This window comes from Deltaproteobacteria bacterium (assembly GCA_003696105.1).
In the GTDB taxonomy this organism is placed as follows: Bacteria; Myxococcota_A; Polyangia; order Haliangiales; family J016; genus J016.
In genome coordinates this window covers 1-12265 of sequence record RFGE01000111.1, presented here as the reverse complement: position 1 = coordinate 12265, position 12265 = coordinate 1, and the positions used below count along the sequence as shown (strand labels likewise).

The window sequence follows — 12265 nt, the reverse complement described above, 5'->3', positions numbered from 1 at the left end:
TTTGCTGCTACTCTCGGCGTCGCCGGGTCACAACCGCGCCCGCCTCCCTCACACCGGCCTTGCTGACTTTGGCGGCAAGACGTCGGGGATCAACACATTGCGCAGGTGGGGAACATGGGGGGCAGCGTTGGCGTTGGTTAAGTCAGCGCACTTCCAAAGAAGATTGGTGACGGAGGCGAGCGCCTCGACTGCCTTTACTGTCAAGGCGAGGATAGTTGCATCAAAGTCAAGCTTGGCTATGACGATTGTCCGTGGAAGGTTCGGCCAGATGGGAGGCATGTTTGCTACAATCCCAACGACAAGCCTTGTAACAGCGGTGGCTCGAGTACGATTGGCTGGGTAATGCAGTAGGCTAGGGATCGTCGTGCGCGCGTGGGTAGGCGCAGTCGTCGGGGGCGTCGCTGTCATGGCGGCGATCGGGTGGATGGTGGTGGCGCGCTGCTCCGGCGTCGGGGAGCAGGGGACCCCGCGGTCGGCACCGGCGCCGACGAGCCGGGCGGTCTCCGGCGACCATGCGGCGCCCGCGTCCGGGGCGCCCGCGTCAGGGGCGGCGGCAAAGGCCCCGTCGGCGGGACGGCGACGAGCCCTCGACGCGCTCGGTCGCGCCGCGGCGCGCGCCGCGCGGGCCGACCTGCCCGCGCCCGAGCACGTCGAGGGCGAGCCGGCGCCGGGTGTTGCGCCGCCCATCGACGACGCGCAGCGCGAGCAGACGCTCGTACGCGAGTTCTTCGAACAGCGGGTCAACCCGAGGCTGCGCGCGTGCCTTCGCGATCGACGCCCGTCGGGGAGCGTCAAGTTCTCGTTCGTGTTCGTCAAGGACGACGCCGGAACGTGGAAGGTGGCCGCGAGCGCCGACGACCTCGCGCGCGCCGGCGTCGAGGATGCCGACGGGTTGTCACTGGTCGACTCGACCTTGCCAGAGGATCAGGACGAGGTCGTCGTTCGCTGCATGTGGGAGGCGACGTCGGGCGTCCCGCTCGAGCCCGCGGCGCGCCATGCGCAGGCGCGGTATTACCGGGTCTACTGGCGCTGGAGCTTCGAGTAGCCGCGCCCGGCCGCGCGGCGGTTGGTGCCGACGTCGAGCGCCAAACCGGACATTCTCGCCCGCGGGCGCGCGGGTCAGACGCGGCTGCTAGCGTGGCTCCGTGTCGGCACATGCGCGGCGGCTCGCTCTGGGGCAGTGGTTCACGCCGCCGGCGGTGGCCGATCTGGCGCTCGCGCTGGCCGGCGCGCGGCCGGGGATGCGGCTGCTGGATCCGGCGTGCGGGGAGGGCGTGTTCCTGGCGCGCGCCGCGGCGCTCGGGATCACCGACCTGCACGGGATCGAGATCGACCCCGACGCCGCCGGGGCCGCGCGCGGACTCGCGCCCGGCGCGCGGGTCGAGTGCGGCGATCTGTTCGACGTGCCCGCCGGCGGCGGCGACTACGACGTCGTCGTCGGCAACCCGCCGTACGTGCGGCAAGAGCGGCTGTCGGCCGCGCCCAAACGGCGCGTGCGCGCGCGGCTGGCCGCCGACTGGCCCGACCTGTCGCCGCGCGACCTCGATCGGCTCGTCGGCCGCGGCGACCTGGCGAGCGCGTGCGTCGCGCGCGCGCTGCGGCTCGCGCGCCCCGGCGGCCGCGTGGCGCTCGTGCTGTCGTCGGCGCTGGTCGACGCCGGCTACGCCGACGCGCTGTGGCGGTTGGTCGCGCGCCACGGCCGCGTGCTCGCGATCGTCGACGCGCCGCGCGAGCGCTGGTTCGCCGACGCGGCGGTCAACGCGGTCGTCGTCGTGCTGCAGCGCGGGCCGGGTCCGTTTTTGACTCGGCTGGCGCGCCTGCGCGTGCCCACCGCCGACGCCGCCGTCGACCTCGACCGCCTCGACCGCGTCGCCGACGTGCGCTCCGGCGGCGACCCGGCGCAGTGGGCGGCGCTGCTGCGCGCGCCCGACGCGTGGTTCGCGTTTCGCGACGCGGCCGGCGATCGGCTCGTACGCCTCGGCGACGTCGCGCAGGTGCGGCGCGGGATCACGTCCGGCGCCAACGATGTGTTCTACCTCACCCGCGCGGACGCGGCGGCGGCCGGCGTCGAACGCGACCTGTGGCTGCCGCTGGTCAAGCGCCCGGGCGACCGCATCGCGATCGACCCCGACGCGACCGAGCGCGTCGCGATCGCGTGCCCGCCCGACGCGCTCGATCGCTACCCGGGCGCGCGGCGCTACTTCGCCGCCCGCGCCGACGCCGCGACCCGCCCGACGCTGCGCGCGCGGTCGCCGTGGTGGGCGCTGCCGGCGCGGCCGGCGCGCGTGTTTCTCACCAAGGCCTATCACGAGCGGTTCGTGCAACACCTCGCGCCGCGTCCGGTGGTGGCCGATCAGCGGGTCTACGCGCTCACTCCGCGGCCCGGCGTCGGCGTCGAGGCGCTCGCGGCGGTGCTCAACAGCACCTACACGGCGCTCGCGCTCGAGTCGCTCGGCCGCGCGTCGATGGGCGAGGGCGCGCTCGAGTGGACCGTCGCCGACGCGGCGTCGTTGCCGATCGTGGACCCGCGGCGGGTCGGCCGGGCCGCCGTCGCCGCGCTCGGGGCGCTCGCGGCCCGCCCGGTCGGCCCGGTCGCGGCCGAGATCGACCGGGCCGACCGCGCTCACCTCGACGAGGCCGTCGCGCCGGGGTTGCCGCGCGCCGCGCTGCTTGCCGACCTCGTCGCCGCCGTCGCGCGCCGCACCGGCCGCGCTCGCGCCGCCGGCGTCGATCGCTGACCCGCACGGCGCCGCGCCGCTCACGCCGTGGGATCGATGACCTTCAAGAACCCGAACCGGGCGAAGTCGCGGTCGGCGGTGTACAGCGTGTGCACGCCGTGCTCGCGCAGGAGCGCCGCGTAGTGGGCGTCGTGAATCAGGTTGCCGGCGATGGCCGGCGCGTCGCCGGCGATGTCGAGCAGGACTCGGTAGTGCAACGGCGTGTGGTCCAGGATGTGGCAGTTGTCCGCTTCGAGATAGGGGCGCAGGTCGTCGAGCGCCGTCGACAACGACAGCGGCGTTTCGTGTACTCGCGGGTGGGTCGTGATGCGCAGGTACTCGTAGACCACCTGCCAGCCCATGCACCACTCATCGCCGGACAGCAGCCGATCCGCGCAGAACCGGCGCGCCTTCGCGTGCTGCGGGTAGCGGTCGAAGTGCGCGTAGACCAGTACGTTGGTGTCGACCGCGAACACGCGATCACCGGCCGTCCATCAGGTCGTACAGCCTGTCGCGGTCGGCGATATCCACACCGGGGCGGGGGCCGCTGTCTTTGTGCAACGGAGGGGTGCGCCGCGCAGGTGATGACGAGCGCCGCAAGGCGACGCGCAGCAGGTCCTCGATCGTTCGCGCGAAGCCCCCACCCGGGTTGATTCGAGCCGCGGCGCGGCCGGAACCCGCGCGTCGCCGCGCACGACGGGTGGCGCCGCATCGAGGCGCTGCGCCGGCTCGCGCAGTTCGTGGTCGCCTGCTGCGAGGCGTACGAGCAGTGGAAGCGCTGCGTGCGGGATGTCGTATTCCCGGCCGGCTCGTCTGCGATGCGCGTGTATCAAGGCGCCGCCGCGTCGCCGACACGGCTTGACGCCCGGCCCCGGACCCGCAACGACCGCGGCAAGTGACACCGCGTGCCGCGCCAACCTGCGTCCGCCGCAAGGGAATGTAGGCTCGGTTACCGGTTCGTCGTCCGCCAACCTGCCGCGTCGGTGGACCCCTGCCCGCTCCGAGACGATTGCCGCCCGTCGTTCGCTTCTGCGACGCAATTCATCGGACGCGGAGCCGATCAACCCGGGTGCGGGCTTCTCGGGTGTGGGCCTCGAACCCGGGCTTCTGGCTTCTCGAGGGCGTCACCCGCGCGACCGGACCGGGCGCAACGCCGAACGGACCTCGCCCGGGGCGGCCGACCGATCGTCCGCGGCGCGCGCGCCGCGGCGGGCGAGCGCGGCCTCGACGCGGGCACCGACCACGCGATACAGCGCGGTGCCGGCGAGCATGCCGGCGACGGTGAACAGCGCGATCCACCGACCCTCGCCCACCTGCGCGAGGCCGGTGCCCGGGCAGGTGCCGGTGAGCCCCCAGCCGGCTCCGAACAACGCGGCGCCGACGATCAACCCGGGCTTGACGGGCTTGGGCGCGATCGTCGGCGCCGGGCGGCCGGCGGCGGCACGGCGCGCCCACCGGTGCAACCCCACGGCCGCGACCGCGATCGCGACGCCGATGACACCCATCAGGTGCAGGTCGGACAGCAGGAACATGCCGGCGATGGCGTCGAAGTCCGTCGCGCCGACGCGCGACAGCAAGAAGCCGAACCCGGCGCCAAACAGCAGGAACACACCGAACTGTCGCATCGATCAACCTCCGAGGACGCGCAGCATCAGGTTGGTGACCGCAAAGCCCGCGACCATGAACACGGCGGTCGCGGCGATGGACGCGCGCGCCCGGAGCGCCATCCCGACGATGCCGTGGCCCGACGTGCAGCCGCCGGCCAGGCGCGCGCCGAACCCGAGCAGCACGCCGCCGGCGGTGAATACGAGCGCCTTGACCGGCACCGACGCGGTCACGAGGGCGTCGAACATGCCCATCGCCGCCGTCGGTGTCCACCCGCCCGCCGCGACCGACGCGACCGCGCCGCCGACGACGATGCCGAGCAAGAACGGGAGCCGCCACGACCGGCGCGCGTCCGGGTCGAACGGCGCGGCGCACGCATCCGCGTAGCCGGTCGACACGCCGAGCGCCCGGCCGGTGACCGACAGAAACAGCAGCACGAACCCGCCGATCGCGGCGCCGCCGGCCCAGAACGGCCACCGGTCGACGAACACGGCGTCGACCATCGCGGGGGTCGCCTCGCGGTACGCGATGACCGCCGCCATGATCAGCACGAACCAGCCGAACGCGCGGCGCAACCGCGCCGGGTCGATGCGCCTGACCAGCCGGGTGCCGACGACCGATCCGACCAGAGCGAACGCGATCACCCAGCCCGCGAGCGCGTAGTCGACCGGCACGTGAGTCGCGTGGCCGGCGAACCCGGCCAGCGCCTTCATCGCGATGACCAGCGACGACGTGCCGACCGCCGCGCGCATGTCCAGCCCGCCGAACAGCACCAGCGCGGGCACCACCAGGAACCCGCCGCCGGCGCCGACCAGGCCGGTGACGGCGCCGACGACGAGGCCCTCGACCGCTGCCTTCCACAGCGACCGCGGGCGCGGCGCGCGCTCGTCGCCGGGCGCCTCGTCCCGGCGGCGCAGCATCGCGATGGCCGCGGCGACCATCATCGCCGCGAACAACAGCAGCAGCACCGAGCCCGGCACGTAGGCGGCGAGCAGGCCGCCGAGGTAGGCGCCGACCATGGCGACGCCGCCGAACACGGCGCCGACGCGCCAGCGGACGAACCCGGCGCGCGCGTGCTGCACCGCGCACAACGCGCTGGTCGCGCCGACGACCAGCAGCGACGCCGCGATCGCCTGCTTTGCGTCGGCGCCGCCGACGTAGCGCAGGATCGGCACGGCGAGGATCGAGCCGCCGCCGCCGAGCAGCCCGAACACGAGGCCCATTCCCGCGGACAGCACCGCGACGAGCGCGATCATGCGGCACCCCCGCGCGCGGCGTCGCACCCGCGCGCGGCATCGTGGCGACGCGCGCACACCTCGCGCCCGTCGGCGTTCCACGCGAGCATCCCGCCGGCCAGGTTGTAGACCCGACGCACGCCCGCGCTCGCGAGTCGCTCGCACGCGGCCGCCGAGCGCCGCCCCGACCGGCACACGACCAGGACGGGCTGCTCCGCATCGAATCGGTGCAGCTCGGCGTCGAGTCGCGCCAGCGGTACGAGCGCGGCGCCGGGCAGGTGGCCCAGGTCGCCGTGGTACTCGTCGGGCTCGCGCACGTCGATCACGCGGAGCCGTGCGAGCGCGGCGGCGGCCGCCGCCGGCGTCAGGTCGGTCCAGCCGGCGCGCTCGCGCGCCGGCGCAGACGCGGCGCGATCGTGAACGCGCCACGCGCTTCCCCGCGCGCTCACGCCGCACCTCCGCACGCCAGGTTTGCCGGCACCGCGACGTCCATGTGCCGAGGCTTCGGCAGGTTCAATCCGCCCATGATCGCGACGAACTCGTCTTCGGTGACGCCGAGGCGCAACCGCGGGTTGTGGCGCTTCTCCTCGGCGACCGTCGTCACGGTGTAGCCGCGGTAATCGTGGCCCGGGTAGACCAGAGTGTGGTCAGGCAGCGCGAAGATCACGTCGCGTACGGACCGGAACAGCGTGCGTGCGTCGCCCTGCTGAAAGTCGGTCCGGCCGCACCCGCGCACGAACAGCGCGTCGCCGGTGAACGCGAGCACGCGGTCGCCATCGCGAACCACGTACGTCACGCAGCCGGCGGTGTGCCCGGGCGTGGCGAGCACCTCGATCGTGTGGCGCCCGAACTCGATCCGGTCGCCGTGGTCGACGCGCACGTCGGCGCAGTCCGCGCCGGCACGGACCGAGGCCACGGTGCGCGCCCCGACGCGGTCGCGCAGCGTGCCGGACCCGGTCACGTGGTCGGCGTGGACGTGGGTCTCGAGGGTGTAGACCAGACGCAGGCCCAACTCGTCGAGCAAGGCGACGTCGCGGTCGACCTGCTCGCGCACCGGGTCGATCAGGACCGCGTCGCGGGTCGTTTCGTCGGCCAGTAGATAGGTATAGGTGGACGTGTCGGGGTCGACTAGCTGCCGGAAGATCATCGTCGCTTCTCCTAGATTCACCTGCTGCCCGACAGCTAACGCAGGGTTCATGCCAGCGAGCGACAAGCGCATACGTGAGTACTTTCAGGCAGTTTTGTGTCCGCTCCCGCCTGCAGCGAGGCCCGGCCTGTTTCATTATTGAAACATGTTGTATGAAACAATATGAATCATATATGAAACAGTCCGAAGCGCTGTCCGCGTGGCTCGACACCGTCGGCGCCGACGCGGCTCTCGCCGCGCTGGCTGACAGCGTCCCGGACGCCGCGGTGTTCGCCGTCGACCGCGATCAGAACGTCGTGCTGTGGAGCGCCGGCGCCGAGGCCCTGCTCGGCTACCGCGCCGACGAGGTGCTCGGCCAGCACTGCCTCAAGGCCAACCGCTGCCAGCAGTGCATGGTCGGCTGCGGGATCGCCGAGCACGGCGCGGTCGACGACGTGCCGATCGTTCTGCACCGCGCCGACGGCTCGGTGGTGCGCCTGCGCAAGACCGCGCGCGCACTGCGCGACCGCGACGGCGCGTTCGCCGGCGGCGTCGAGGTGCTCGTCCCCGACCGCGGAGCCGCCGAGGACGCCGGCGCGGTTCCCGCCGGCGATGGCGAGGTCGTGACATATCACGGCATGGTCAGCGCCGATCCAGCCATGCACCGCGCGTTCGAGACGTGTCGCAACGTCGCCCAGACCGACGCGTCCGTGCTCGTGCGCGGCGACAGCGGCACCGGCAAGGAGCTGCTCGCGCGCGCGATCCACGCCGAGAGCCCGCGCCGCGGCGGCCCGTTCGTCGCGGTCAACTGCGCGGCGCTGACCGCCACGCTGATGGAGAGCGAGCTGTTCGGCCACGTGCGCGGCGCGTTCACCGGCGCGGTGAGCGATCGCAAGGGCATCTTCCGCCAGGCCGACGGCGGTACCTTGTTTCTCGACGAGGTCGCCGAGCTGCCGCTCGACCTGCAGGCCAAGCTGCTGCGCGTGCTCGAGGAACGCGCGGCCACGCCGGTCGGCGGCTCGGCGTCTATCCCCGTCGACGTCCGCATCGTCGCCGCGACGCACCAGTCCCTGCGGCGGCGCGTGGCCGCCGGCCGGTTCCGCGAGGACCTGATGTTCCGGCTGCGCGTGGTGCCGATCTTCTTGCCACCGCTGCGCAAGCGCCGCGTCGACATCCCGATCCTGCTTTGGCGGTTCATCCGCGAGCGCAACGCGGCCGGCCCGCGCGCCGTGGACTCCGTCGCGCCCGACGCGATGCGCGCGCTGCTCGACCACGGCTGGCCTGGCAACGTCCGCGAGCTGCGCAACGTGGTCGACTACGCGTTCGCCGTCGGCCGCGGGCCGGAGATTCGCCGCGACGAGTTGCCGCCCGAGCTGCGCGAGCCGCCCCACGCCGGCGCGGCGGCCGCCGCCGCACTCGCCGAACCTGCCGAGGCCGCGGCCATTCGCGCCGCGCTGCGCGCCACCGGCGGCCACGTCGGCAAGGCCGCGGAACGGCTCGGCATCAGCCGCCCCACCTTGTGGCGCAAGCGCAAGAAGTACGGACTCTGACCCACCGCGCGCCGCCGCGGTCGCCGCGCGCGGGCGCGATCGCCGTGCGAGCGTTCAGTCCTCGTGCGAAGCCCCAAGCGCCCACAGGGTTGACTTCGAAGCCCCCGCCCGGGTTGATTTCGGACGCAACGGCGGGCGCTCGCCCCGACTCGGCGTCGCGGCCGCCGGTCGCGGCCGCGAACAGGTCGCCGCCCGACGACGACAGCACGAGCCCGGCGCCGGTGAGCACAAGCGGCATCTGGACCCGGCCGCGGGCGTCGCGCATCACGCGATCGACGCGGCCCACGCCAGCACCTCGGGCTCCGCGTCGTCGATCAGACGCGCCCGCTCGCGCGCCGGCAAGAACGCGTGCGCGAAGGCGTCGTGCTCGATCGCGAGCACGTCCCACAGCGACAGCGGCCGGGCGGCCATGCGCGACGCGACGACGCGCTCGCGCGCGGGGCTCGTGCGGCTGATGCCCGGGTTGTCCGTGCAGATGGCGATCGGCACGCCGGCGTCGCGCAGCGCGTGCAGCGGATACCCCGCACGCCCGCGCGTTGCCGCGATGTCGGGGTCGAAATAGCCGACGACCTGCCGGTTGCTCGTCGGACACAGCTCCACGCACACCGAGCGGTCGGCCACCTTGCGGCACAGGCCCGCGTCGGCGGCCAGCGTGAGCCCGTGGCCGACCCGGTCGGCGTGCAGCGCGTAGATCGCCTGCCACACCGCGCGCGCGTCGTCGGCGTGCAGCTCCCCCGCGTGAATCGTCAGCGGCATGCACGCCTCGTGCGCCGGGCCAAACGCGTCCGCCAGCTCCGACGCGGCGGCGCGCAGCTCGTCCCCGGCCAGGTCGAGCCCGACCACGCGCTCGCGCGGCATCCGCACCGCCTCGTCGACGACCTCCGCCGCGCTCGCGCCGGCGCGCCGATCGATGATCCACACGAACCGCACGTCCGCCGCGCCCGCCGCCCCCGCGATCGCCGCGTGCAGCTCGTCGAAGAACTCGCGCGCCGCCTCGCCGCGCCGGCCGTACTTGTGCGGGCTGCACCGCAGCTCGAGGTAGCGGACGCCCTCGGCGGCCATCCATCGGCCGATCTGGCGCCCGTACTCGCCGACCGCGGCAGGATGGCCGAGCAGCGCCGACCCCGACAGGTCGCCGGCGCGTTCGTACGTTGCAAATGCATCTTCCTGTTGCAGCGCCACCCACTCGCCGTCGCCGTACAGGCGCACCGCCAACTCGTCCGCGCCGACCGCCCGCAACACCCGCGCCGACGCCGTCGCCCGCAGCCGGCGCGCGTCCGGATCGGCGGCGTCGCCGCGCAGCACCGACGGCCAGTCGTCCGGCCACGGCTCCCCGCGCGCCACGGCCGCCACCAGCGGTTCGGCCCGCTCGCTCGCCCGCTCGCGCTCGCGCGCGGTCGCCGCATCCCAGATCGCGTCGGCCACCGCGCGCTGCGCCGTTACGTCCAGACACCCGCCGACGTGACAGTGCAGCTCTGCCTTCGGCAACGCGCGCAGCGCGGCCTCGTGCGCGGCGGTCACCGGCGTCGCCCGCAGCGCCTCGACCTGGCGCGGCGGCAGGCGCATCAGCGACCGCCACGCCGGCAGCGGGCCCTCGCGGCGAATCGCCCTGACCGCGTTGACCGCGATCTCTCCGGCCGCGGCCTCGCGGCGGTCGACGGCGTCCACCAGCCACCGCCCGTCGCGCGGCGGCTCCCACGTCGCCTCGGCGATCGCGCGCGGCGCGTCCGGCTCGGGCAGCGGCAGCGGAAACGCGCCGGGCGCCAGCGGCCCGTCACCGTCGAAGTCGGCGTCCACCAGCTCCGCGCGCCGCCCGCGGCCGACGCACACCGGCGTCACGTCGAACGTCTCGGCCAGCGGTCCCGCGAGATCCTCGACGCGACTCGGCAGCGACTCGCCGCCGACGACGTGCAGCAGCGCGCGCGCGCCGAACACCGTCGCCGCGCGCTGCAAGTCGGCGCTCATTGTCTTGCGCCCGCCGGCCAACGACACCACCACCCGGTCGTCGCGGGCGCGCGACGTCGCGAGCAACAGCACACGGAACGTGAGTTCGGCCATCGCGCGGCACTCCTCGGCGCCGCGCAAGTCGCGCGCGGCCGCACACCGCCACACGCGCGTCGCGATCGGCGCGCGCGTCGCCGACAACCACGCGGCCAGCTCCCCCGTCTTCGTGGCCGCGGTCGTGACGACCCACAGCTCGGCCGGCCGCACGCCGATGTCCGCGCGCAGCGCCGCGAGCCGCTCCGCATCCCGATGCCGCGCGTACAGGTCCGCGATGTCCGGCCGCAACAGGCACAACGCCTCCGGGATCACCGCCCAGCTCGTTCCGAGCGAACACACCAACAGCCCGTCCATCGCAACGAAGTATCGCACCGCGACGGGGTGGAACGTTCCACTCCGTGCGCGAGCCGCCGGCCGCGCGCACGATGGAATTGCTCGTCCGCCGCGCGCCCGCGCCGGCCCCGCCGGCGCCCCGGCCCGCGCGGCGCGCCCCGGAGACGCCTATGCCCACGTCAGCCGACATCGCACCCGACCGGCCCTCGGTGGCCGCCCTGCTCGAGCAGGTACGCGACCTCACCAAACACAATCGCTGGCAGCAGCTCGCGTCGTTGCGATCGCACCTGTCTACCCCGCTGCGCGCCGAGGAACTCGAGATCGCCGACGGCGTCGCGTTCGCCCTCGGCCAGCTCGGCGACGCCGACGGCGCGGCCAACCTGCTCGCCGCCGCGTGCGCCATCGACCTCACGCACCGCCGCGCCAGCGCGCTCGCCTACGTCCACTACAACGCGCTGTTCGCGTGCGCGCGCGCCCGCCCGGGCAAGGGCCGCGGCGCGCAGCTCGCCGCCGACCGCGAACGCCACCGGCAGGCGTTCCTGCGGTGGACGCGCGCCGCGCTCGACCTGCAGCCCGACTCCATCAAGGACCTGTACCGGCTCGGTGTGTTCGAAGCCCAGCTCGGCAACCGTCGCGATCGCCCCGCGCTCCGCGCGTTCGAGCGCGCGATCGACGCCTATCGCCGACTCGACGACGCCACGCGCGAGCGGCGCGGCGACCTCCGCAAGTACTACGCCAAGGCCCTGTACGCCGCCGCGCGCTCCGCCCTGCGCCTCGGTCAGGTCGACCGCGCGCGCAAGCACGCGTTCGCCTGCCTGCGCGCCGACGACGGCCACGACCACGTCGAGCCGGTCCACAAGCTGTACCTCGCGGGCAAGATCTGCGCCGCCGCCGGCGAGCACGACCACGCCGAGCGCGCGCTGCGCAAAGCGCTCGACGCCGCCGGCAAACGCAAGCCGGACTACCTGTACGGCGCACTCGCCGCCGCGTGTTTCGCGCTCGGCCGCCTCGACGACGCGCACGCGTGGATCGACCGCAACGTGCCGCCGCCGCGCCGCCGTCCCGACATGTGGCGCCTGCTCGGCGACATCGCGCATCGCCGCGGCGACGTCGACGCCGCGCTGGCCGCGTACGAACACGCCCTGCGCGGCGATCGCGCCGGGCGCCACCTCACGCTGCACCGCATCGGTGACATCCATCTCGCGGCCGGCCGCCTCGCCAAGGCCGACAGCGCCTACCGCCGCGCGGCCGAGTTCCGCCGCAAGCGGTTCGCGTCCGAGGACGTGCGCGCGCTCGAAGGCCGGCTCGCCGTCGCCGACGCGCGCGGCGACGAGGCCGCTGCCGCCGAGCTGCGCGCCGCGCTGGCCGACGCCCGCGCGCGCGCCCGCAAGCGGAGGCGCCGGCGATGACTGCGCCGCTCGACGACGCCCGCGCGGCGGCCGCCGAGGGCGATCCGATCCGCGTCGCCGTGTGTTTCGACCGCGCCGCCGGCGCCGGCATCGACCCGCGCGAGGCGTTCGATTGGTTCCTGCTGCTCGTCGAGGCCGGCGACATCGACCGCGCGCGCCGGTGCGCCGGCGCCATCGCCGATCCGGCCGACGCCGCCGAAGCCGCCGCCGTGCTCGACGAACTCGCGTCGCCGGCCCGCGCGGCGGACGCCGCGGACGCCGCCCCCGACGATGCCGACGCGGCCCGCGC

The 12265-nt window shown here is 74.4% G+C and carries 11 protein-coding genes; 5 read left to right on the top strand and 6 right to left on the bottom strand.

Going from position 1 to position 12265, the window contains the following annotated elements; all coding sequences use genetic code 11:
• Positions 1-364 precede the first annotated feature (364 nt).
• Entirely contained in the window at positions 365-1045 is a 681-nt protein-coding gene (locus D6689_07640) for a hypothetical protein (protein RMH42629.1), read from the top strand.
• Between the two features lie 100 nt (positions 1046-1145).
• Positions 1146-2738 (top strand): class I SAM-dependent methyltransferase, encoded by a 1593-nt coding sequence (locus D6689_07635; protein ID RMH42628.1) that lies wholly within the window; start codon positions 1146-1148, stop codon positions 2736-2738.
• Positions 2739-2758: 20 nt separating this feature from the next.
• Here D6689_07635 and D6689_07630 read toward each other — a convergent pair whose 3' ends face one another.
• The 5 genes from D6689_07630 to D6689_07610 all read right to left on the bottom strand — a co-directional run bounded on the left by D6689_07630 (position 2759) and on the right by D6689_07610 (position 6704).
• Positions 2759-3193: a PIN domain-containing protein gene (locus tag D6689_07630; protein RMH42627.1), complete on the bottom strand. Its 435-nt coding sequence runs from the start codon at positions 3191-3193 to the stop codon at positions 2759-2761.
• 648 nt (positions 3194-3841) lie between these two features.
• Positions 3842-4342 (bottom strand): hypothetical protein, encoded by a 501-nt coding sequence (locus tag D6689_07625; GenBank protein ID RMH42626.1) that lies wholly within the window; start codon positions 4340-4342, stop codon positions 3842-3844.
• A 3-nt stretch (positions 4343-4345) separates the two neighbouring features.
• Positions 4346-5605 (bottom strand): hypothetical protein, encoded by a 1260-nt coding sequence (locus D6689_07620; protein ID RMH42625.1) that lies wholly within the window; start codon positions 5603-5605, stop codon positions 4346-4348.
• Complete coding sequence (locus D6689_07615; GenBank protein RMH42630.1) at positions 5575-5925, bottom strand: rhodanese-like domain-containing protein; 351 nt, start codon at positions 5923-5925, stop codon at positions 5575-5577. Before D6689_07615 ends, D6689_07620 begins: the two co-directional genes overlap by 31 nt.
• A 77-nt stretch (positions 5926-6002) precedes the next feature.
• On the bottom strand, positions 6003-6704 hold the full coding sequence (locus tag D6689_07610) for an MBL fold metallo-hydrolase (GenBank protein RMH42624.1): 702 nt from the start codon (positions 6702-6704) through the stop codon (positions 6003-6005).
• 173 nt (positions 6705-6877) lie between these two features.
• On the opposite strand from D6689_07610, the gene D6689_07605 reads away from it, so the two are divergent.
• Complete coding sequence (locus D6689_07605; GenBank protein RMH42623.1) at positions 6878-8233, top strand: PAS domain-containing protein; 1356 nt, start codon at positions 6878-6880, stop codon at positions 8231-8233.
• Between the two features lie 264 nt (positions 8234-8497).
• Here the strand turns inward: D6689_07605 and D6689_07600 are convergent, their stop codons facing one another.
• The gene (locus tag D6689_07600) at positions 8498-10588 is read right to left on the bottom strand and encodes an adenosine deaminase (protein RMH42622.1); all 2091 of its coding nucleotides are present in this window, start codon (positions 10586-10588) and stop codon (positions 8498-8500) included.
• A 44-nt stretch (positions 10589-10632) separates the two neighbouring features.
• Here D6689_07600 and D6689_07595 point away from each other — a divergent pair, with 44 nt between their 5' ends.
• Both D6689_07595 and D6689_07590 read left to right on the top strand, forming a co-directional pair.
• Positions 10633-11976 carry a hypothetical protein gene (locus D6689_07595; protein RMH42621.1) on the top strand — a complete coding sequence of 448 codons (1344 nt, stop codon included), beginning with the start codon at positions 10633-10635 and terminating at the stop codon, positions 11974-11976.
• The coding region (locus D6689_07590; protein RMH42620.1) for a hypothetical protein at positions 11973-12265 on the top strand (293 nt) is incomplete at its 3' end. The genes D6689_07595 and D6689_07590, both read left to right, overlap by 4 nt.

Bases quoted from the DNA above. Each gene is read 5' to 3' on its own strand.
- D6689_07625 (RMH42626.1), bottom strand. From the start codon at position 4,342: ATGCGACAGTTCGGTGTGTTCCTGCTGTTTGGCGCCGGGTTCGGCTTC.
- D6689_07610 (RMH42624.1), bottom strand. From the start codon at position 6,704: ATGATCTTCCGGCAGCTAGTCGACCCCGACACGTCCACCTATACCTAT.
- D6689_07605 (RMH42623.1), top strand. From the start codon at position 6,878: ATGAAACAGTCCGAAGCGCTGTCCGCGTGGCTCGACACCGTCGGCGCC.
- D6689_07600 (RMH42622.1), bottom strand. From the start codon at position 10,588: ATGGACGGGCTGTTGGTGTGTTCGCTCGGAACGAGCTGGGCGGTGATC.